General features: G+C 66.7%; 20 protein-coding genes. 2 read left to right on the top strand and 18 right to left on the bottom strand.

Going from position 1 to position 21986, the window contains the following annotated elements; translation table 11 throughout:
- Window positions 1–125 precede the first annotated feature (125 nt).
- The 8 genes from IPV08_RS03410 to IPV08_RS03375 all read right to left on the bottom strand — a co-directional run bounded on the left by IPV08_RS03410 (window position 126) and on the right by IPV08_RS03375 (window position 9276).
- Window positions 126–449 carry a rhodanese-like domain-containing protein gene (locus IPV08_RS03410; RefSeq protein ID WP_056429916.1) on the bottom strand — a complete coding sequence of 108 codons (324 nt, stop codon included), beginning with the start codon at window positions 447–449 and terminating at the stop codon, window positions 126–128.
- A gap of 287 nt (window positions 450–736) precedes the next feature.
- Entirely contained in the window at window positions 737–1813 is a 1077-nt protein-coding gene (locus tag IPV08_RS03405) for an SAM-dependent methyltransferase (protein WP_207410750.1), read from the bottom strand.
- Window positions 1810–2694 (bottom strand): prolipoprotein diacylglyceryl transferase, encoded by an 885-nt coding sequence (lgt, locus tag IPV08_RS03400; protein ID WP_207410749.1) that lies wholly within the window; start codon window positions 2692–2694, stop codon window positions 1810–1812. The genes IPV08_RS03405 and lgt overlap by 4 nt, the downstream gene beginning before the upstream one ends.
- A gap of 86 nt (window positions 2695–2780) precedes the next feature.
- On the bottom strand, window positions 2781–4931 hold the full coding sequence (locus tag IPV08_RS03395) for a methyl-accepting chemotaxis protein (protein ID WP_207410748.1): 2151 nt from the start codon (window positions 4929–4931) through the stop codon (window positions 2781–2783).
- Between the two features lie 245 nt (window positions 4932–5176).
- Window positions 5177–6739: a threonine ammonia-lyase, biosynthetic gene (gene ilvA, locus IPV08_RS03390; protein ID WP_207410747.1), complete on the bottom strand. Its 1563-nt coding sequence runs from the start codon at window positions 6737–6739 to the stop codon at window positions 5177–5179.
- A gap of 145 nt (window positions 6740–6884) precedes the next feature.
- Window positions 6885–7232 carry a diacylglycerol kinase gene (locus IPV08_RS03385; protein WP_207410746.1) on the bottom strand — a complete coding sequence of 116 codons (348 nt, stop codon included), beginning with the start codon at window positions 7230–7232 and terminating at the stop codon, window positions 6885–6887.
- A gap of 4 nt (window positions 7233–7236) precedes the next feature.
- Entirely contained in the window at window positions 7237–8286 is a 1050-nt protein-coding gene (locus IPV08_RS03380) for an AbrB family transcriptional regulator (RefSeq protein WP_207410745.1), read from the bottom strand.
- Window positions 8287–8316: 30 nt separating this feature from the next.
- Window positions 8317–9276, bottom strand: coding sequence for a LysR substrate-binding domain-containing protein (locus tag IPV08_RS03375; RefSeq protein WP_056429935.1), 960 nt, complete (start codon window positions 9274–9276; stop codon window positions 8317–8319).
- 148 nt (window positions 9277–9424) lie between these two features.
- Between IPV08_RS03375 and IPV08_RS03370 the strand changes: the two genes are divergently transcribed.
- Complete coding sequence (locus IPV08_RS03370; protein ID WP_207410744.1) at window positions 9425–11014, top strand: catalase; 1590 nt, start codon at window positions 9425–9427, stop codon at window positions 11012–11014.
- A gap of 68 nt (window positions 11015–11082) precedes the next feature.
- Here the strand turns inward: IPV08_RS03370 and IPV08_RS03365 are convergent, their stop codons facing one another.
- From IPV08_RS03365 to IPV08_RS03320, 10 genes are all read right to left on the bottom strand, one after another.
- Window positions 11083–12270: an MFS transporter gene (locus tag IPV08_RS03365; RefSeq protein ID WP_348646064.1), complete on the bottom strand. Its 1188-nt coding sequence runs from the start codon at window positions 12268–12270 to the stop codon at window positions 11083–11085.
- Window positions 12267–13958: an apolipoprotein N-acyltransferase gene (gene lnt, locus IPV08_RS03360; protein WP_207410743.1), complete on the bottom strand. Its 1692-nt coding sequence runs from the start codon at window positions 13956–13958 to the stop codon at window positions 12267–12269. Before lnt ends, IPV08_RS03365 begins: the two co-directional genes overlap by 4 nt.
- 117 nt (window positions 13959–14075) lie before the next feature.
- Window positions 14076–15200: a hemolysin family protein gene (locus IPV08_RS03355; protein ID WP_056429940.1), complete on the bottom strand. Its 1125-nt coding sequence runs from the start codon at window positions 15198–15200 to the stop codon at window positions 14076–14078.
- A 36-nt stretch (window positions 15201–15236) separates the two neighbouring features.
- Window positions 15237–15734: an rRNA maturation RNase YbeY gene (ybeY, locus tag IPV08_RS03350; protein ID WP_207410742.1), complete on the bottom strand. Its 498-nt coding sequence runs from the start codon at window positions 15732–15734 to the stop codon at window positions 15237–15239.
- A complete protein-coding gene (locus IPV08_RS03345) occupies window positions 15734–16777 on the bottom strand; it encodes a PhoH family protein (protein WP_348646067.1) in 1044 nt (347 codons plus the stop codon). Before IPV08_RS03345 ends, ybeY begins: the two co-directional genes overlap by 1 nt.
- A gap of 178 nt (window positions 16778–16955) precedes the next feature.
- A complete protein-coding gene (gene miaB, locus IPV08_RS03340; protein WP_207410740.1) occupies window positions 16956–18296 on the bottom strand; it encodes a tRNA (N6-isopentenyl adenosine(37)-C2)-methylthiotransferase MiaB in 1341 nt (446 codons plus the stop codon).
- A 124-nt stretch (window positions 18297–18420) separates the two neighbouring features.
- The gene (locus tag IPV08_RS03335; RefSeq protein WP_207410739.1) at window positions 18421–19293 is read right to left on the bottom strand and encodes a lysophospholipid acyltransferase family protein; all 873 of its coding nucleotides are present in this window, start codon (window positions 19291–19293) and stop codon (window positions 18421–18423) included.
- Window positions 19294–19320: 27 nt separating this feature from the next.
- A complete protein-coding gene (locus IPV08_RS03330) occupies window positions 19321–19842 on the bottom strand; it encodes a GNAT family N-acetyltransferase (RefSeq protein ID WP_056429952.1) in 522 nt (173 codons plus the stop codon).
- A complete protein-coding gene (tsaB, locus tag IPV08_RS03325) occupies window positions 19839–20519 on the bottom strand; it encodes a tRNA (adenosine(37)-N6)-threonylcarbamoyltransferase complex dimerization subunit type 1 TsaB (protein ID WP_207410780.1) in 681 nt (226 codons plus the stop codon). Before tsaB ends, IPV08_RS03330 begins: the two co-directional genes overlap by 4 nt.
- Before the next feature lie 124 nt (window positions 20520–20643).
- On the bottom strand, window positions 20644–21210 hold the full coding sequence (locus IPV08_RS03320) for a NifU family protein (protein ID WP_056429959.1): 567 nt from the start codon (window positions 21208–21210) through the stop codon (window positions 20644–20646).
- Between the two features lie 277 nt (window positions 21211–21487).
- Here IPV08_RS03320 and rplS point away from each other — a divergent pair, with 277 nt between their 5' ends.
- Complete coding sequence (rplS, locus tag IPV08_RS03315) at window positions 21488–21943, top strand: 50S ribosomal protein L19 (protein ID WP_018042354.1); 456 nt, start codon at window positions 21488–21490, stop codon at window positions 21941–21943.
- Window positions 21944–21986: the final 43 nt, after the last annotated feature.

Here is a 21986-nt window from a genome sequence, read left to right as displayed (position 1 = left end):
CCAGCGAGCTAAAGGCACCGTTCCCGCGATGTCGTGCGCTGCCGCACATAGCCCGTGGAGCGATGGGATTGAGGCGTGGAATAATCGCCGAACCGCCGACCGGCCGGACTTCGGACACCGGATATTCAGGACTCGACCGTTTCGCCGGCACGATACCAGTCCTTGAACCCACCGACATAATGCTCCTCCACCGGGATCCCGGCGGATTGCGCGGCGGCCAAGGCATGAACCGAACGGACACCGGCCGCGCACGAAAAGACCGGGCGGCGCCCGTCCTCGGAGATGAGGGTCGACAACGCTTGCGTGTCGAAGGTCGATAGCGGGTGGGTGACCGAACCCGGAATATGCCCGGCCGAATATTCGTGCGGCTCCCGCACATCGATGAGCAGGATCGAACCGTCGTCGAGCCCGCGTTTGACCATTTCCCGATCGAGATCGACAACCTTCATGCGCCTGGCCCTCGCTTCATCGCCCGGTGTGGCGAATGTTCTTATGCGTCAGGCGTCATCTCGGCAAATCCTCAGCCGGACAAGGCCCAACGCCAATGTTCGGCAATCCGAGCCGGAGGAGGTTCGGCTCGATAGAGCGAAGCTGTTCGAGTGGCACGGATAGGCGCGATGACCGCCAATTCCCGCCGCATCTGTTCGAAGTCTGCGACAGATCCTGGGTAGGCGCAGGACCTGCGCGACCGCATCGCCCGTGCCCCGAGGGTCGTCGCAAACCGCCGAGATCGTAGTTAGGCCGGGTTGAAACCGCTGAGAACGGGCAGTCTTGGATCGGCGATTCCAATGGCCTGGAACAGGCTGCCCATGCCTCGTTTTCCCGATGCGGTGAGCCGATGGAACGCGGTATCGACCGCGTCCGCCTGTGCGCGGCTCGCCCCGACTTTCAGGCGATCAGCGCGCTGGCGCAAACCGAGGTTCAAGAGGAACGCTCCCTGGTCCAGCGGACCGTCGATACGGGCGCCTTCACCCCTGGCCGCTCGGCCGAGGGCGGCGAAATCGACATGGGTCGTCAGATCCGCCTCACCGGGAGACAGCAGGGGATCGGCGAAGCGGTGAGCCGACACCGCTTGGAACGTATCGCCGAATCCGGGTCGCACATGCCCGTAATCGATGGCCAGCAGCGCGCCGCCCTGGGCGACAATCCGCCGGCTCAGATTTCGCGCGATGTCGAGGGCCGGTGCTGGAACGGTCATCAGCAGGCCGACCGGCGCCGGTGCGCTGATCTCGCGATCGGGCTCGGCGGCAAGACCGAACGTGAGACGACCGCCATCCGGCGAAAGGCCGACGAGACGCTCACACCAGCCGCGTTCCGTACGCTGGAACTGGCGAACGGGAAGCGCATCGAAGAATTCGTTTGCAACGACGATCATCGGCCCTTCGGGCAGAGTCTCGATCCCATCGTGCCAGGTCGGAGACACGGCTCCGAGGCGGGAGGCCTGTGCCGCCCGAAGCAGGGGGCTCGTCTCTACGAGATGGACGGCGGGCTGGAAATCCGGCGCCGCCCGGCCTAGCGCCCGCAGGGCATCGGCCATCAACGTACCGCGCCCGGGGCCGAGTTCCGTCAGGACGAGATCGCTCGGCCCTCCCATGGAGGCCCAGGTGACGGCGATCCAGATCCCGATCAACTCGCCGAACATCTGACTGATCTCGGGGGCCGTCACGAAATCGCCGCGTGCGCCGAGGGGATCGCGGGAGCGGTAATAGCCATGGACCGGGTGGCCGAGGCAGAGGGTCATGTAGCGGGCGAGGCTCATCGGCCCCGCCTCGACGATCTCGTCGCGAATCTCGAAGAAGAGCGGCGTGGTCATGCCGTATCAGCCCGCACCGCCTCCTCGACGGGCCGGCGCGGCCGCGTCACGCCGCGGAGCGCGAGAGCGATGTAGGTGAGGCCGATCAGCGCCATGGGCACGCAGAGCAGCATCCCCATGGTGATGCCGCCATAGCGCCAGTCTCCGGTCCCGAACAGGTATCCGAGTTGCCGGTCGGGTTCGCGAAAGAATTCGCAGAACGTGCGGGCGACGGCGTAGCCGAGGACGAAGATCCCGCCGAGGAGACCTGGCTTACGGAAACCGAAGCGACGGACGGCCAGCGCCATCACCACGAAGAGGAGGGCGCCTTCCGTGGCCGCCTCATAGAGCTGGCTGGGATGCCGCGCCAGCGGGCCGCCGGAGGGAAACACGACCGCGTAGGCAAAATCCGGCGCGATCCGCCCCCACAATTCGCCATTCACGAAATTGGCGATGCGGCCGAAGAACAGGCCGATGGGAACGACGACGGCGGCGAGATCGAGAAGGGTATAGGGCGACAGTTTTCGCGATCGGGCGAACAGCACCATCGCCAGCACCGCGCCGAGAAAGCCGCCGTGGAACGACATGCCACCGTTGCGGATCGCCAGGATCTCGAGGGGATCGTCGAGATAGAGCGGCAAATTGTAGAACAGGACGTAGCCGATGCGGCCGCCGAGGACGACGCCGAGGGCGACCCAGACAATGAGGTCGTCGATGTCGTTGAGGCTCGGCCGCCGCACGACACCCCAGAACCGGTCCGCCGCCACCAGCCGGCGGGCATAGAACCAGCCGCCGACGAGGCCGGCAATGTAGGATAGGGCGTACCACTTGATCGTGATCGGGCCGATCGCCACCGCCACCGGATCGATGGCGGGAAAGGGCAGGGCGAGCAACGGCGGCATCGGCTGGCCTCCAATAATGGGGCCGGCTGTGGACGTTCCGGGCCTCCCGCGTCAACCCTCGGTCGACGCGGGGGGCCCATGATGGGTCAGGCGGCCCGCACCGTCGCGAGGAATTGACCGACTTCCGAACGCAGGCTGTCGGACTGTGTCGACAGGTCTTCCGAGGCCACCAGGACCCGGCCGGCGGAGGTGCCGGCCTCGGCCGCCGAGCGGGCGACCTCCTCGATGTCCGTGGTCATCGCGCCGGTCCCGGCCGAAGCCTGCCCCATGTTGCGGACAATCTCCTGGGTGGTGAGACTCTGCTCCTCGACCGCCGCAGCGATGCTGCTGGTCACCATGCTCATGCTCTCGATCCGCGAGACGATGCCCTGGATCGCGCCCGATGCGCCGTTGGTCGCGCCCTGGATCGCCTCCACCTGCTGGTGGATCTCGGCCGTGGCACGGGAGGTCTGCTCGGCGAGGCTCTTCACCTCGGCCGCCACGACGGCGAACCCGCGTCCGGCTTCGCCCGCACGCGCGGCTTCGATGGTCGCGTTGAGGGCCAACAGGTTGGTCTGCGAAGCGATCTGCTGGACCATGCCGACCACGTCACCGATGCGCGTCGCGGCAACCGACAGCGTGCGCATGGTCTCCGCGGTACGGCTCGCCTCCTCGACGGCGGAGCGCGACATATCGGCGGCCTGCTCGACCTGACGGCCGATCTCCTGCACCGTGGCGCCGAGTTCCTCGGCGGCCGCGGCCACCGCGTTGACGTTGCCGGCAGTCTGGTGGGCGGTAGCAGCGACAGAGGTCGAACGGCTGACCGTGCCGTCAACGGTCATGGTCATGCTGTTCGACGCGTCATGCAGGCTCGCCGAGGCGGACGACACGCCGTCGACGATGCGGCCGACGGAGCGCTCGAAATTGTCAGCGAGTTCGTTGAGCAGGGCGCGGCGCTCCATCTCGGCGCGCATGCGGGAGGCCTCGGTGGTTTGAAGCTGCTGGGCAGCGTCTTCCAGCGAAATGTCGCGGATGGTGACGACGGCGCGGGCGATCTCGCCGATCTCGTCGGCACGACGGCTGCCGGGGACCTCGTCGAGGGTCTCACGACGGGCCAAGGCCTGGAGGGCACGCGCCAGGGCACCGAGAGGCCGGACGATGCTGCGGGCGAAGAGCAGGCCGAGAAGAGCCGTGGCGGCGAGAACCGCGAGAGCCGACATGAGCAGCGATTTCGTCAGGCTGTTCACGGAATGCAGCGCCTCGCTCTGGGCCTGCTCGGCGACGATCGTCCAGGGTGAACCCAGCATCGAGATCGAGGCGGTGGCGGCAAGGCGAGCTTTGTCGCCGCTGCCGTAGACGAAGGGCTTGCCGGATTTCAGGCTCTCGGCGTCAAGCCCGGTCATCGTGACGGGCATGCCCGCCTTCACGGCGGAGTTCAGGGGCGGATTACCGCGCAGCAGCCCATCGGAACCGACGGCCATGACCTGTCCCGTATCGCCCAGGCCGTTCCGTTCGGACAGCGAGGCGTCGAAGAGGGCGGGCGTCACGCGCAGCACGAGGAAGCCGATCCGCGAGGCGGCCTGGCCGGTTCCCATGGCGACGTTGGCGCGACGGTAGATGCCACGGCCCATGAAGGCGGAGGGACCGGAATCCGTGGGATATGCGGCGAAGTCCTGCGACAGAACACTGTCGGGCTCGGCGGTCTTCAGGCGCTCGATCAGCTTGGCAAGACCGGATTTCTGCAGGTCCGGCTCCGAGAGACTATGGGTGAAATCCGCGCCCTTCGTCGTGGTGTAGACAATGCGCCCCTCCTCATCGACGAAGAGAAGGTCGGCATAGCCGGGACGCTCCAGGAGTTTGCGGGCGACTTCCTGAACCTTGGCGTGGCGTCGGCCATACATCGTGCCCGTACCCTCGACGGCCATGCGTTCCTGCACGGTCGTCGGGCTGGTGAAGGCCTGAACGAGGCTGGCATAATCGGCCTTATTGGGATCGAGGGCTTCGACCAGATCGCCGACATTGCTGGAGACCTGATTATTGCCGGCGGTAGCGATCAGATCGCCGCGGGCGCGGTCGGCGATCAGTTCCAGCCCGGTCTTACGAGCCGTAGCGGCGAATTCCAGTCGCTCTTGCACAGCGGATGTCAATCCAGACCTAGCCGAATACCAGCTCAGGCTGCCCATGAGGGCAGTACTGACCATTGCCAGACCGACGATCATCACGGGAAGGCGGACGTTGAGACTGCTGGCTATGGACATAAGGAAGTAGGCCCCTGGGAAAACTAGGGCGCAAATTATCCTATGACAAATTTAGAAAGTGTTCCTTATAGTGGGGACTGCGTAATTTTCACGGCCGAGGAATGCTGTTTCGGCATGCCCTTGGCTTACGTGGAAGGACGCCAAGGCAAACATCAAAAAAATGTTTCATCCGAGGCCTCGACGCCTTTCCCTCATTGAAGCGTGCCCGCGCGACCGCGCTTCAACCGAAACTTGCAGCGCCTTCATTAGCCAGAAGTACGATCAGAAACCTCGAGCTCCGACCGGGCAATCTCTCCCGTTGCCAGGAACAGGCGGTAGGCGAGATTGTCCGTTTCATCCACATACGGGTATCCGAGATCGTCCAGGGCGGTATCGAAGCGCTGGCGCTCTTCTCGGGGAACGCTGATTCCAGCGAGCACCCGGCCGTAATCGGCGCCGTGGTTACGATAGTGGAACAGGGTGATGTTGAACCCGTCCGCCAAACCGTCGAGGAACCGCAGGAGGGCACCCGGACGCTCCGGGAACTGGAAGCGGTAGATGCGCTCGTCGGTGAGTTCGGTCGAGCGACCGCCGACCATGTAGCGGATATGCACTTTGGCCATCTCGTTGTCGCTGAGATCGACCACGCTGTAGCCGTCGGCCCTGAGGCCGGCGATGAGGTCGCGCTTCTCAGGGATTCCGCCGGGCAAGTTGATGCCCACGAAGATCTGCGCCTCGGCGGAGGGCGCGTAACGGTAGTTGAACTCGGTGATCGCACGCGGGCCGAGATGGCGGATGAAGGCGCGATAGGAACCCGCCTCTTCGGGGATCGTCACGCCGAGGAGCGCCTCGCGCTGTTCGCCGATCTCGGCACGCTCGGCGATGTGCCGCAGACGATCGAAGTTGAGGTTGGCCCCGGAGGAGATCGCCACCAGCGTCCCCGCCGAGCCGCCCTCGCGCGCCGCATAGACCTTGGCACCGGCCAGAGCCAGGGCTCCGGACGGCTCGGAGACGGCGCGGGTGTCGTCGAAGATGTCCTTGACTGCCGCGCACATGGCGTCAGTATCGACGGTGATGACCCCGTCGAGATGCTCGCGGCAGAGACGGAAGGTTTCCTCGCCGGCCTGGCGCACGGCGACACCGTCGGCGAACAATCCCACGGTCGGCAGAACGACACGCTCATCGGCGGCCAGGGCCGCCGCCATGCAGGCGGCATCGTCCGGCTCGACACCGATGACCTTCGTCTCCGGCCGCAGGTACTTCACGAAAGTCGCGATGCCGGCGGCGAGACCGCCGCCGCCGACCGGCACGAAGATCGCCTCGATCGGCCCGGAATGCTGGGTCAGGATCTCCATGCCGATGGTGCCCTGTCCGGCGATCACATCGGGATCGTCGAACGGGTGAAGGAACGTGAGACCCTGCTCGCCTTCCAATTGGCGGGCATGGCCGAGCGCCTCGTCGAACGTATCGCCGAACAGCACGACCTCGGCTCCGCGCGCGCGGCAAGCATCGACCTTGATGGCAGGGGTCGTGCGCGGCATCACGATGACGGCGCGCACGGTGAGACGCGCTGCCGCCAGGGCGACGCCCTGCGCGTGGTTTCCAGCCGAAGCGCAAACGACCCCGCGCGCCAGGACTTCGGAGGAGAGGCCGGACATCTTGTTGTAAGCACCGCGCAGCTTGAACGAGAAGACCGGCTGCAGATCCTCGCGCTTGAGCAGAATCGGGCGCCCCAGGCGCGCGGACATGCGCGGCATCGGATCGAGCGGACTCTCGATGGCGACGTCGTAGACGCGGGCGGTGAGGATCTTGCGGATATAGTCGGTCAAGGAGACTCGTGCTCCGTCGGGGGTTCAGAATCGATGTCGGGTGTGCCTCGGGATACGCCCGAGGCGACAAAGAAGCGAGGGGCGATCCACCGGCCCGGTGGGACAAGGCGCCGCCCGTAGCGGAGATGGCGAACGAGGGCCGACTTTAAAAGAACCTGTCGACCAGGGCTGCCAGCCACACCAGGGCCGCCACGGCCTGCGCCATGAAGGCCCCGGCGGATGCAAGATCCTTCACCACGCCGATCCGCACATGGTGGTCCGGGTGGAGGTGGTCGCAGAGTTTCTCGATCGCCGTATTCAGGAATTCGGCCGCCAGCATGAGGAGCAGGCTGGCCAGGAGTGCCACGCGGATCCAGAGCGTTCCGCCGAGCAGAAGGGCCGCCGGAACGCCGACCACCAACAGGACGAGCTCCAGGCGCAAGGCCCGTTCCGTCCGGGCGCCGAAGACGAGCCCGCGCCAGGAATTGAGGAAGGCGAAGTAGAGCGCGCGCATGCTTTCAGCGATCCGCCGGAGCGCCGCGCGCGATCCACTTGGCCAGAAGCGGTCCGGTGATCAGGACGACGAACAGGCGCAGGGTCTGCACCGCCAGGACGAAGGAGACGTCGGCCTTCGAGCCGACGGCAATGATCGCCACGGAATCGAGCCCGCCGGGGCTCGTCGCGAGAAACGCCGTGAGGAAGTCCACCGGAAGCAGGAAGGTCAAGCCGAAGGCCCAGCCGCCGCAAAGGGCGATCACCGCAAGGGTGGCGGTAAGGATGCCTGGCAGGGCCGCGACGGTCTCGCGCAACGTCTGCGCGGTGAAACGCAGGCCGACATACCAGCCGATGCAAGCATAGGCGAGATCGAGGAGCAGCTCCGGCAGGGCCATCGAGACGAGCCCCATGGCGTGGAGCACGGCACCCAGGATCATAGGCCCGACGAGAGCACTCGCCGGCAGGCGCAGAAAGCGGGCCAGCACGGCGCCGATCCCGGCGACTGAGAGCGTCACCAGCACAGGGAGGATACCAGTCTCCTCCAGCGATGCGGCCTTTGCCGGAATCGATGTGTCGGTGAGGATGCGGGCGACCACCGAGGCCGACAGGACCACGGCAGCGACGCGGACATATTGCATGAAGGCGACGAGGCGTGGATCCGCGCCGTATTCTTCCGCCATGGCCGTCATGGCGGCGGCTCCGCCAGGGGACGAGCCCCAGGCGGCGGTACTACCCGGGAGGATTCGCAGGCGGGTCAGCGCCCAGCCGACAAGGGCGCCGGCCATGACGGTGACCAGCACCACGGCGAGGATCAGCAGCCCGTCATCGAGAAGTGTCCCGACGATGTCGGCGGTCACGGATTTGGCGACGAGGCAGCCAATGATGGCCTGCGCCGCCTGGAAACCCGGTTTCGCCAACGACAGGCTCGCACCGCCGACCCCGAAAGCGATGGCGACGAGCATCGGCCCCAGGAGGAGCGCCGCCGGGAACTGCGCGAGCGTGAGGCTGTAGGCGATGACCGCCGAGGCGGCGACGAGCGCCGTCCAGAGGCCGAGGGAGCGCGGGCTGATCACGGGAGACCATTCTTGGGAAGGCAGCCGGCGCTACACCGGTTCGGCGACGCTGTCACGACCCGCCGGGGCATCGTCGCGAAACGCCGTTGTCCCGGCGGGCGCGTGCGCCCTGAAGAAGCTCGCCAGATGCGCAAGGCCGCTGGCGCGCGGGTCGCTGGAGCGCCAGGCGAGCGCGATGGTCCGGCCCGGCCCGTCGAGATCGAAGCCGCGCGTCACGGTAAGGCCGCTGGCATCAGCTCCAGCCGGCACGGCGAGCGCGGGGAGCAGGGTGTAGCCGGCGCCGGCCGCCACCATCGAGCGCAGGGTTTCGAGCGAGGTGGCATGGCGACCCGCCGCGGAGCCGGCCCCGCACGCGGCGACGGCCTGATCGCGAAGGCAATTGCCCTCGTCGAGGAGAAGAAGGTCCGGCCCGGCAATGTCCGTCGCCCGCAACGCCCCGCCCTGGGCGAGGGCATGATCGGCGGGACAAGCGAGCAGGAACGGCTCGATGAAGAGCGGCGAGACGGTGAGACCGGACGTGGGGATCGGCAGGGAGATCAAGGCGGCGTCGACCCTGCCGTCCCGCAGCCCCTCCAGGATTTCGGCTGTCTTCGCCTCACTCAACGCCAGGGACAGGATGGGAAACTCCTGCCGCAATGTTCGCAGCACAAGGGGAAACAGATACGGCCCCAGGGTTTGGATGGCGGCCAGGACCAGGCGTCCGGTAAGGGGCGCGCCGCGCCCTTCGCTCGCCAGAGCCAGCAGCCGCTGCGCTTCGGCCAACACCGTGCGGGCCTGGCGGACGATGCTCTGACCCGCCGGCGTCAGCATCACCCGTCGGTTGCCACGTTCGAAGAGAACGAGGCCCAAGGCCTCTTCGAGCTTGCGGACCTGCACGCTGAGTGTGGGCTGGCTCACATTGCAGCGTTCGGCCGCCCGTCCGAAGTGATTCTCCTCGGCGACGGCGACGGCATATTCCAGATCCCGGAGGGACAGACCCGATACGTTCATAGGCTCTATCTATCGCAGCCTTTGCGACGATGCATTAGCCAAACGATCAGGCACGGTTCATAAGGGTGTCTCAGAACGATTCCAGGATGGCGACGCGACACCGCACGCTCGATCCGGATCGTCCCGACATTCTAGGAGAGAGTTCCGCATGAGCGATCAACGCCCGATACTGACCACCCGCCAGGGCCATCCGGTCCGTGACAACCAGAGCACGCGCACGGTCGGCGAGCGGGGACCGGCGACCCTCGAGAACTACCAGTTCATCGAGAAGATCACTCATTTCGACCGCGAGCGCATTCCCGAGCGTGTCGTCCATGCCCGCGGCGCCGGTGCCCATGGCTATTTCGAAGCCTATGGCAAGATCGGCAACGAGCCGGCCTCCAAGTACACCCGCGCCCGCGTGCTGAACGAGACCGGAGTGAAGACTCCGATGTTCGTGCGCTTCTCCACCGTGGCCGGTGCCAAGGAGAGCCCGGAGACCGAGCGCGACCCGCGCGGCTTCGCGGTGAAGTTCAAGACCGTCGATGGCAATTGGGACCTCGTGGGCAACAACCTCAAGGTCTTCTTCATCCGCGACGCGATCAAGTTCCCCGACATGATCCACGCGTTCAAGCCCGACCCGGTGACGAACCGTCAGGAGGCATGGCGCTTCTTCGACTTCGTGTCCCAGCACCCTGAAGCCATCCACATGGTGACTCACCTGAAGTCGCCCTGGGGCATTCCCGCCAACTATCGCGAGATGGAGGGCTCGGGCGTCAACACCTACAAGCTCGTCAATGACCAGGGCGAAGCCGTGCTCTGCAAGTTCCACTGGGAGCCCAAGCAGGGCGTCCGCAACCTGACTTCGACCCAGGCGTCCGAAATCCAGGCCAAGGATGTCGGCCACGCCACGCGTGACCTCTACGACAACATCTCGAAGGGCAACTTCCCCGAGTGGGAATTCTGCGTACAGATCATGCCGGACGGTCCGAACGACCACCTGTCGTTCGATCCCCTCGACGACACCAAGCTGTGGCCGGTCGAGGACTTCCCGCTTCTGCCCGTGGGCCGCATGGTGCTGGACCGCGTGCCGGACAACTTCTTCGCGGAAGTCGAGCAATCGGCCTTCGGTACTGGCGTCCTCGTGGACGGCATCGACTTCTCGGACGACAAGATGCTCCAGGGCCGTACGCTGTCCTATTCGGACACGCAGCGTTACCGCGTCGGCGCCAATTACCTGCAGCTGCCGATCAATGCGCCGCAGCCCGGCGTGAAGGTCTATTCGAACCAGCGTGATGGCCAGATGACCTACTCGGTCGACGGCACCGGTCCGAACCGGCACATCAACTACGAGCCTTCGACGCTGGCCGAGGGCCTGCGCGAGGCTCCGAAGCCCGCCAAGGACTACCACCAGCCGGTCCAGGGCCAGCTCGGCCGCTACCAGACCTCGCGCACCGAGGACGACTACACCCAGGCCGGCGTCCGCTACCGTTCGTTCCAGGATTGGGAGCGTGACGACCTGATCGCCAATCTCGTCGGCGACATGAAGCAGTGCCCGGAAGCCATCCAACTGCGGATGGTCTGGCACTTCTGGCATGCCGACGAGGATTACGGCCGTCGCGTTGCCGAAGGTGCCGGCATCGATCTGGAGAAGGCCAAGGCCCTGCCGCCGCTGCCGGGCCGCGCGGCTCCGGGCAAGCGCCTACAGGCCGAGACCTACACGGATGGCAGCCAGGCGCATCGCGTCGCCGCCGAGTAAGCTCCGGTCGTTCGGACTGAACCATGACCTCCCCGCGATCCTCGTGATCGCGGGGATTTTTTATGCGGTCATTCTGCGGCGGAAGCCGCGCCGACTTTCCGGTCGCGGCCCGCGCCGAGGGCGAAGATTCCGGACGCCAGGGCGATGGCACAGAACAGACCGGCCGAGACGCGCCAGCCCCCGAACAGGTCGTGCGCCAATCCGAACCCCAGCGGGCCGAGAGCGGCGATGGAATAGCCCACTGCCTGGGACATCGCCGAGAGGTCGGCCGCGCCGACCGCATCGCGGGCGCGCAGCACCACGATGGTGAGGGCGAGGCCGAACAAGCCGCCGATTCCGAGACCGAGCCCGATGCCGAACGGGAGTACGAGTGCGACCGGTCCATCGACCAGCGCCAGGAAACTCGCCGCCGACAGGATGAGAAGGGCGATCGCGATACCGCGCTGGTCCCGCAGCCGCGCGGCGAAAGCCGGCACGAGGAGGGCACTCGGCGCCTGCCCGATGCTCATGATGGAGGTAACGAATCCGGCCTCCACCGCAGATAGGCCACGGCTCTGCAGCACGACCGGGAGCCAGCCGAAGGTGATGTAGGCGAGGGACGATTGCAGGCCCATGAACCCGGTGACCTGCCAGGCCAGGGAATCGCGCCAGAGCGGGCGGCGGCGGGCGGGCGACGGCCCCTTCTCGCGATGGGGGACGAAGACGATCCAGGCTATGGCCGCCGCCACGGCCGGTACGGCCCAGGCCGCCATCGCACGCGTCCAGCCTCCGAAGGCATCGGCCAGGGGCACCGCCGATCCGGCGCCCGTCGCCGCGCCGAGGCAGAGAACCATCGTGTAGAGTCCGGTCATCAAACCGGCCTGCCCGGAGAAGTCTCGCTTCACCAATCCGGGCAACAGGACGCCCGCAAGGCCGATCCCGACGGCCGCGATACAGGCCCCGGCGAAAAGGGGAGGGAGCCCTCCGAGCCCGCGCAGGGCCGAGCCGAGGGCGATGACCAGGATCGCGACCAGCACACCACGCTCCGCCCCCGTCCGCCGGACCATGACGGGGCCGAGCACGCAGGCGAGGCCGAGGCATAGGACCGGCAGGGTCGTCAGGAACGCCGCCCCCGCGGCGGTCAGGCCAGTCTCGGCGCGGATGGCGTCGAGTAGGGGACCGAGGGAAGTGAGGGCGGGGCGCATGTTGAACGCGACCAGCATCATCCCGAGCCCGACGAGGACCGGGCGGGCGTTCCGCAAGGTGGGATCGGTCACGCGATGCGGCGCCTTACCAAGAGGGCGATGAGGCCGAGGCCGGCAAGCATCCCGGCGAAGGGCAGGTCACGCAGGACGGCGTAGACCGTGCGGCCGGGCAACCGAACGGGGAGATCCGCATCGAGGATGCCTTCTACCCCCACGGGCAGGCTGGCAGTAATGCGTCCATACGGGTCGACCACCGCCGAGATGCCGGTATTGGCGTCGCGCACCATGGGCAATCCCTCTTCCACGGCCCGCAATCGGGCCTGGGCGAAGTGCTGGCGCGGCCCAGGCGTATCGCCGAACCAGGCATCGTTGGTGACGTTAAGGATCAGCCCCGGAACGGGAGACGACCCGTCGGGCGCGTGTCCGGGCAGGATTTCGCCGGGAAAGATCGCCTCGTAGCAGATCGTCGCGACAACGGGGGGAAGTCCCGCGATGTCGAGCAGACGCTGGCCGGACCGGGCGCCGGGCGTGAATCCGCCGGGAATCGACACGAACTGGCGTAGACCCACCGCCCTCAACGCTGCGTCGAGTGGCCCCGGCAGATACTCGCCGAACGGCACGAGGTGGACCTTGTCGTAGATGTCGCCGAGCTTCGGACCGGACGAGATCGTCAGGATCGAATTGAAGAAACGCGGGCGCTCATTCGGCAACGGCTCCTCGGCGCGGGCCGCGCCGGTGATGAGCTGCCGCCCCGGGGGGAAAGCGGCGGCGATGCGTGCGAGCGAGTCCGGATCGCGCTGGATCAGGAAGGGGAACGCCGATTCGGGCCAGATCACGTGGGTGACGTCAGCAATGCCGGTACGGTCCGGCGCGGCGGCACGATCACTGAGACCGATGTACCAGTCGATGATGTCGGCCCGATTTTCCGGGCGGAACTTCGCGTCCTGGTTGAGGTTCGGCTGCACCAGCCGCAGACGTACCCCTTCTACCGTCGCCGTGGCGGTCGGCGGCAGACGAACGATCCCGAACAGCGCCATCGCGGCGAGTCCGGCAGAGGCCGCCAAGGCCGGTGCGTAACGCCCTCGTGCCGTTGTACCCGTGGCGAGGGTGGCGGGCGCGGCTGCGATCAGGACAGCGAGAAGCGTGAGGCCGTAGAGCCCGATCACCGAGGCGGATTGCATCAGCCAAAGGTTCTGGCCGAGCGCCATGCCGAGCGTGTTCCAGGGAAACCCGGTAAAGAGGTGACCGCGTAGCCACTCAGAAGCAGAGATGCCGACAGCGAGAGCGGCGATACGTACGGGACCCTGTGACCAGAGCACGCGCGCCAGCGCGAAACCCGCGGCGTAGAACAGCGCGAGCACCGCGGGCAGGCCGATCACACCGAGGGGCAGCGCCCATAAGAACTCGTCCGCCTCTACCAAGAACGCGGAGCCGAGCCACCACAGACCGGCGGTGAGGTAGCCGAAGCCCCAGGCCCAGCCGATGACCGCGCAGGCGAGGACCGCGCCACGGTTTCCCCGCCGCCCCGTTGCCGCACCGTCGATCAACCAGACGGCGATGCTCAGCGAAACGACGAGGGCGGGCAGGGCACCGAAAGGCGGCATCGCCAATGCGCCGACGGCGCCGGCGGCGATCGACACAAGCAGGCGACGCCAGCCGGAGGTGAGCATGATCCATTGCGCGAGGTGAGCGAGCGGCCCCGTCGCGCTTCCGCGCAGGGGCGCAGGGCGCGACCCGGCACCGTCGAAGGCGTAGCTCATCTTCGGGTCATCCCGGCTGAGGCATCAGCCCGAGACGTGACCGTCACGTTTCGGGAAAAGCTGATGTGAGACGAAAGCCTGGTGCAGGATCCGGGGCGCTCGATCCGGAACGAGGCGCTACGAGGCTTCGGCGATCGGACTGCTGCTCGGCGGCGGAAGGGCCAGGGGTATGAGCGGGGCGATCTTCATCGGGCCGCGATGCAACCGCAACCGCTTCACCCGGCGCGGGTCGGCATCGAGCACCTCGAATTCGAGGTCGCCCGGCCCGGTGATGAGTTCGCCGCGCGAGGGAACGCGTCCGGCGAGCGTGACGATGAGGCCGCCGATCGTGTCGATCTCCTCGGCCATCTCGCCCACAGCGGCGACGAGATCGACGCCGCTCACCTCGGATACCTCGGCGAGTCCGGCGCGGGCATCGGCGATGAACATGTCGGCATCGCCCTCGACGCGCTGAACCAGGTGGCCTTCGGCCACATCGTGCTCGTCCTCGATATCGCCGACCACCATCTCGATGAGATCTTCGATGGAGATGAGCCCGTCGGTCCCGCCATATTCGTCGATGACGAGGGCCATGTGCGTGCGCGTCGCCTGCATCCGTACCAACAGATCGATGGCCGGCATGGATGGCGGCACGAACAGGACCGGGCGCTGGATCCGGGTCGAGGCCAGGGTCGCCGAAAGATCGACATTGCCGAGGTTGAGTGCCTTCAGGGCACGAGTGCCACGGCGCGGGCGCGGAGGTACCACGGCTGCGACATCGCCCGCCGTATCGGGAAGTGCAGTGGCGATCGCGGCGCTCGGTCGGCGAGTGGTCGCTTCAGCCTTGGCGGCGATGTGATCGACGAAGTCGCGGATGTGGACCATGCCGCGCGGATCGTCGAGCGTCTCGCCGTAAACCGGCAGGCGCGAATGGCCGGCGGTGCGGAACAGCTTCAACAGATCGCCGAGACTCGTCTCCATGGAGACGGCGACGATGTCGGCGCGCGGGATCATCACGTCGTCCACGCGCACCTTGTGCAGCCCGAGAACGTTCTTGAGCATGGCCCGTTCGAGGGGGGAGAACAGGTTCTCACCCGAATCGGGTTCGGCCAGCGCATCCTCGATATCGTCGCGCAACGAATCGCGCGGCCGGAGATGGAAGGCGTGCAGCAGACGGTCGTACCAGGGCTCCCGCGCCTGAGCCTCACCGTCACCGCTACTGGGCGCAGCCTGAGCCGCGCCGCGACTTCGATCGTTCGTCATGTCTCTCTGATCTGGAATTGCGGGCGGAATCGCCCCTCACTCGGCATAGGGGTCGGCGATACCGAGGCCGTGTAAGGCTTCGGTCTCCAAGGCCTCCATGGCGTTCGCGTCCGCGTCGCCGGTTTCGTGGTCCTGGCCGAGAAGATGAAGCGTGCCATGGATCAGAAGATGCGCAAGGTGGTCTTGAAGCGGTTTTCCCTGCTCGGCACTCTCGCGCAGCATCGTGTCATACGCAAGAACGACATCGCCGAGCGGCACCGCGACACCCGCATGGGCGGGTTGCGGCGAAGCGGGAAAAGACAGGACATTGGTGGGCTTGTCTTTGCCACGCCAGGTCCGGTTGAGGTCCTGGACCACCTCATCCGTGGTCAGCAGCACGCTCACCTCGATCGGATGGGCCGGCGTATCGGGCACGATGGCAAGTCCTGCCTCTACCGCCCGGATGACGAAAGCCTCGAGGTCCGGCACCACGGTTTCCCAACGCGGGTCCTCCACGGCGACGTCGATCTCGGATTCGATCTCCGACTTCGGCATCACGAAAGCGGCCTGCGGCGGGACATGGGCGAGCGGTCCGCATCGCCCTCGCCATGGGCAGCCGTCTCGTAGGCGGTGACGATGCGGCGAACGAGGTCATGGCGCACCACGTCCACGTCGCGGAAGGTCACCCGGCCGATCCCCTCGACACCATCGAGGATGTTCACGGCCTCGACGAGCCCGGATTTCTGGCCGGGCGGGAGATCGACCTGACTCGGGTCTCCGGTGATGATCATCCGCGAGTTCTCGCCGAGACGGGTGAGAAACATCTTCATCTGCATCGAGGTGGTGTTCTGAGCCTCGTCGAGGAGAACCACGGCGTTGGTCAGGGTCCGCCCGCGCATGAAGGCCAGCGGCGCGATCTCGATGACGCCGGTCTGCAGGCTGCGGTCCACGTGCCGCGCCTCCATGAAATCGTAGAGCGCGTCGTAGATCGGACGCAGGTACGGATCGACTTTCTCGCGCATGTCGCCGGGCAGGAAGCCGAGACGCTCGCCGGCCTCGACGGCGGGCCGTGACAGGATCAGGCGCTCCACATGGCCCTGTTCCAGCAGGGACACCGCGTAGCCCACCGCGAGCCAGGTCTTACCGGTGCCGGCGGGGCCTTCGGCGAAGACGAGCTCGTGGTTGCGAAGAAGCTTGATATAGGTGTCCTGGGCCGCGTTCCTGGCCCGCACGGCGCCGCGCTTGCGCGTGGCGATCTGGTCGAAATGCGGGCGATCCGGCTCGGCGCTCACCTCCGCGGAGGGGAAGAGGTTGCCCTGAAGCGTCGTCTCCTGGATCGCGCCGTCGACATCGCCGAGGGTTAGGGCGGTGCCGCTGGCCTTCACACGCGCATAGAGCCGTTCGAACACCTTGCGCGCCTTCTCGGCGGCATCCGGCGGTCCCTTCACAACGAGGTGGTTGCCCAGAGCCGTGGCGGTGACGGCCAGACGCCGTTCGATATGGGCGACGTTCTGGTCGTACTGGCCGAAAACGAGGCTGGCGAGCCGGTTGTCATCGAAGGTCAGGGAGACGTCTACCGTCTCCACGATCTCTCCCACCCGCGCCGCCGGTCCACGCCCACGGAGGGGCGCTCCCCGTCCACTCAGACCGTCAGATGCCGGCACGCAGAGGCTCCTTGCTGTGAGTATCGCTGAGCGTCACGAATGGGGTCGGGACGGCATGACGCGGCCATCTCATCTCCCAGGATGAAAATGCGGTTGCGTGGCGTCAGCGTCGTCAAGCGGCCGCCGCCTCGTCGGTAACGGCTTCGCCGAACAGGCTGTTCGAGCCGGCGCGGATCACGCGCACAGGCACGACCGTGCCGATGGTGGCAGGCGGGGCATCGAACTGCACGGGCAGGAGATGCGGTGTCTTGCCGGCGACCTGCCCCGGATGACGTCCGGCCTTCTCCACCAGCACCTCGACGACATGGCCGACGGCGGACGCGTTGAAGGCGTGACGCTGGTCATCGAGCAAGGCCTGGAGTGCTGCGAGGCGCTCGGACTTCACGGCCTCGGGCACGGCGTCCTCGCGCTCGGCGGCCGGCGTACCGGGGCGCGGGCTGTACTTGAAAGAATAGGCCGACGCGAAGCCGATCTCGGCCACGAGGCGCATCGTCTCGTCGAACTCCACGTCGGTCTCGCCGGGGAACCCGACGATGAAGTCGGAGGACAGGGCGATATCCGGGCGCACCCGGCGCACGCGCTCGATGAGCCGGCGATAGGCATCGCCCGTATGCTTGCGGTTCATCGCCTGCAGCACGCGGGTGGAGCCCGACTGAACCGGCAGGTGCAAGTAAGGCATCAGCGCGGCGATTTCCCCATGCGCCCGGATCAGATCGTCAGCCATGTCGTTGGGGTGGCTCGTGGTGTAGCGCAGGCGCAGGAGGCCCGGTATCGCTTCGAGCGCGCGTATCACCGCGGGAAGCGTCACCGATGCGCCATCGGCGCCGACGCCGTGATAGGCGTTGACGTTCTGCCCGATCAGCGTGATCTCGCGAGCACCGCCCCGAACGAGTTTCTGCGCCTCATCCAGGATCGCCTCCACCGAGCGCGAGACCTCGGCCCCGCGCGTATAGGGAACGACGCAGAAGGCGCAGAACTTGTCGCAGCCTTCCTGCACGGTCAGGAACGACGAGACCGCAGCCGTCCGGCGGATGGGCAGATGGTCGAACTTGTCCTCGACGGGAAACTCCGTGTCGACGACGCGCGCCGAGCCGGAACGAGCCAGAAGATCGGGCAGACGATGATAGTTCTGCGGGCCCACGACCACGTCGACGGCGGGTGAACGCGCCAGGATCTCCTTGCCCTCAGCCTGTGCGACGCAGCCCGCGACCACGATCCGTGTGTCCAGCCCAGCCTCGGCACGAGCCGATTTCAGAACGCGCAGTCGGCCGAGTTCGGAATAGACCTTGTCGGCGGCCTTCTCGCGAATGTGGCAGGTATTGAGGATGACGACATCCGCCTCCTCGACGCTTTCCGTGGCGGCATAGCCCTGGCTACCGAGCAGGTCGGACATGCGACCCGCATCGTAGGCATTCATCTGACAGCCGTAGGATTTAACGTAGGCTTTCTTCAACGCGACCGTTCCAGCACCGGATAGACCTCGGGCGTCGCTCGGACGCCCCCTGCTGCCGGCGGTGCTAGCACGTTTCACCCGGCCCGTCGCTTCCTTGCGACATTACGAACACGGCCGAAGGGGTTCAGGCGGCGACATTCGAGGAGGGGAGCGTTGCGATGAGGGGCTCCGCGACGGGCATCGCCACCGCCACGCCCTCCCACCGGCCCGTTACGGATGCCTGCATCGCCCTGCGCACCGAGGCTTCGGCCATGGCGGTGGCGCGCTTGCGGTCGGTGCCGGCCTCGAAGGCGATGGGATCGCCCCAGACGACATGAACGTCGATCGGCCCCTCCCGAAGGAAGACCGCAAGATGCGGCGCCAGCTCCATGTCACCGTACCAGGCGATGCCCGGCCGCTCGGACCGGATCACGGGCAGGCCGTTGCGGCGCGGATAGGTGAGGGCGAGCGGCTGGAGCCGGACGCGGTCGCGGGTGCCGCCCTCGGAATCGATGGCGGCGCGGGCGGCTCCGACGAGGGACGAGCGGAACGGCAGCAGACGTGTCCCGTCCCCCGTCGTGCCTTCGGCAAAGAGGACGATGAGATCGCCATCGGTCAACCGGCTCGCCACCGTGGCGTTGACGCTGGCTGTCGCGGCACGGCGCGCTCTGTCGATGAAGACGGTGCGCTGGAGCCGGGCCAGGGTTCCCACGACGGGCCACCCGGAAATCTCCGATTTCGCCACGAAGGAGAGCGGCCGCAAGGATCCGAGGACGAGGATATCGAGCCAGGAGATGTGGTTGGATAGGACGAGGGCCGGCTCCCCCAGGGCAGGGGGCGTGCCGCTCTGGGTCACTCTCACGGAGAACAGCGCCAGGAAGATCCGGTGGAAGTAGGTCGGCGCATGGGCAGCGATCCGCCCGCGCCCGAATCTCAAGCTGAGGAGATGCGGACCGACCAGCACCCCGAAGGCCAGGACGCAGACGAGAAGCCGAAGGGCGGTGCCGAGACGCGTCATCGTCCGACGTCGATCAAGAAGCGCGGATCACGACAGGGTCGCCGTCATGGTGAAGGCCGTGGCGCGAGTGCCATCGGCGCGGGTGTAATACCCCGTGCGCTCGCCGACGCGCTGGAAGCCGTGCCGAGCATAGAGCTTCAATGCAGCGGCATTGCCCTCGTCCACTTCAAGATGAACATGGCGCACACCGTTCAGGGCGAGATGCCCGAGATGCTCACGTACGAGCTTGTGGCTCAGGCCACCGCCCCGTGCGGCAGGTGCCAGGACGACGGTGAGGATCTCGGCTTCGTCGGCGACGCGGCGCGAAAGAATGAAGCCCTGGATCGTGCCGGCGCGCCAGAGCGCGTGAGCCTCGGTGGAGCGCTCGCACAGCATCCGCTCGAATTCATGGGCATCCCAGGGCCGCGCGAAGGAGGTGGCGTGCAGGCGGGCAAGGGTGGAGGCGGAGGAAGAATCGCGTAGAGGCGTCACGTAGGGCTCGCCGCCCCAGGCGTCCCACCAGGCCAGCCACCAATCGAGAGCCCAAAGCGGAGAGACGGGACGAATCATCGACGGGCCAGCCTCGCGTGATCCTGGGGAGTGGCGTCCGGTCCACGCAGGTAGAGCGGACGCGCCATGGCTTGGGCAGGGTCGGCCAGCATGCCGAGGGAGGCGATCCAGGCAATCTGCGGCGGGCCGGCATCACTGATAGATGCCGCGACGCCACGGGATCTCAGCAGGCTGCTCAGTGCGGGCGCGCCGGATCCAACCAGGGTGACGGGGCTACGCCCGACGTGATCGGCCGCTTCCTCGATCCGCAGGAGGCTTGGGGGCACGACGATGCCTTCCGCCATGTTCATGGCCTGAAAATACACCGAGCCGTGCCGGGCATCGATCGCCGCGGCAATCAGGCCCTGGCCGTTGGTGGCGAGCAAGGGCGCCAGGAGCGCGGACAATGTCGTGACGCCGACCACCGGGACCTGTGTCGCGAGGCCGACGGCGCGAGCGGCCGACAAGCCGACGCGAAGGCCGGTATAGCTCCCTGGACCGACGGTGACCGCGACCCGGTCGAGACTCTCGAACCCGCCTTCGACACGCGCCATCACGCGTTCCAGCATGGGGAGCAACGCTTCGGCATGGCCACGGGCCAAGGTCATGGATTCTTCGGCGAGGAGATCGTCGGAGAGATCCGTCGCGATGCAGACGGAGCAGGCGTCCAGCGCCGTGTCGATAGCCAGGATACGCAACGTCACTCCAGATCGGGATGCCCGTCGGGCGCACGAGTTTACGATGAAAAAGGCCGCCCCGTCAGTGCGGGACGGCCCTCGGAAGCAACGAAGGACGCAGGGTGTTGCGCGCTTGCGACGGCAATCAGACCGCCTGGACCTCGCGCACTTCGGGAAGGAAGTGCTTGAACAGGTTCTGCACCCCATGCCGGAGCGTGGCGGTGGAGGAAGGGCAGCCGGAACAGGCACCCTTCATTTCGAGATAGACCACGCCCTCCTTGAAGCCACGGAACGTGATGTCGCCGCCATCGCTGGCAACCGCAGGGCGCACCCGGGTCTCGAGCAGGTCCTTGATGGTGACGACGGTGTCGTGATCCGCCGCATCGTAGAATTCCTCGGCATCGTCGCTGCCGAGAACGACGCCCTCTGCCAGGACCGGGGCGCCCGACTGGAAATGCTCCATGATCGCGCCGAGGATCGCCGGCTTCACCTGTGGCCAGCCGTGCTCGTTCTCGATCTTGGTCACGGAGATGAAGTCGTGGCCGAAATAAACGCCGGCGACGCCGGGTACGTCGAAGAGGCGCTGGGCCAGCGGCGAGCGAGCAGCGGCTTCGGCATCCCGAGCCTCGAAGGTCGATTCGGGGAGTACCACGCGCCCCGGCAGAAACTTCAGGGTGGCGGGATTAGGAGTAGCTTCGGTCTGGATGAACATGGCTGTGTCGTATCCTCGTCCGCTGCGCCGGTTCAAGGCCGGCCGGGAAGGGCGCGAGGAACGCCCCGCGCTTACCTATCCATGTGGACCGTATGCGGGATTTTCTCAACCTGCACGCACCCGGCGGTGGACAGGCCCGTTCGTGTTCTTCGGCGGGGATGTCGACAAGGGCCGATGCTTCCTGTATGGCCCGCGGCAACTCAAAACAGGATGCCGAAATCCTGACGCACGCATTCCCCTCCTGGGATCGCGGGCGCGCACCGGCAGGAACTTGACCATGAACATCATCCAGCAGCTCGAGCAGGAGCAGATTGCTGCGCTCGGCAAGACCATTCCCGACTTCCAGCCCGGCGACACGGTGACCGTGAACGTGAAGGTGAAGGAAGGCGAGCGTACCCGCGTGCAGGCCTATGAAGGCGTATGCATCGCGCGCTCCGGTGGCGGCCTCAACGAGAGCTTCACCGTCCGCAAGATTTCCTACGGCGAGGGCGTCGAGCGCGTCTTCCCGGTCTATTCGCCGATGATCGATTCGATCGCCGTCGTGCGTCGCGGTAAGGTGCGTCGCGCCAAGCTGTACTACCTGCGCGACCGTCGCGGTAAGTCCGCCCGTATCGTCGAGCGCGCCGACCGCCCCGCCGAGAAGGCCGCCAAGGCCGATGCCTCGAAGGCCAACAAGGACGCCCGCAAGGCCGAGAAGGCCGCGAAGTCCGCTGCCAAGACCGCAGCCGAATAAGCTGTACGGCAAGCCTCGTTAGAATTGCGAAAGGCCGGGCATT

Source organism: Methylobacterium sp. SD274, assembly GCF_017355285.1.
Taxonomy (GTDB): domain Bacteria; phylum Pseudomonadota; class Alphaproteobacteria; order Rhizobiales; family Beijerinckiaceae; genus Methylobacterium.
This window is presented reverse-complemented; position numbering and strand designations above follow the sequence as displayed.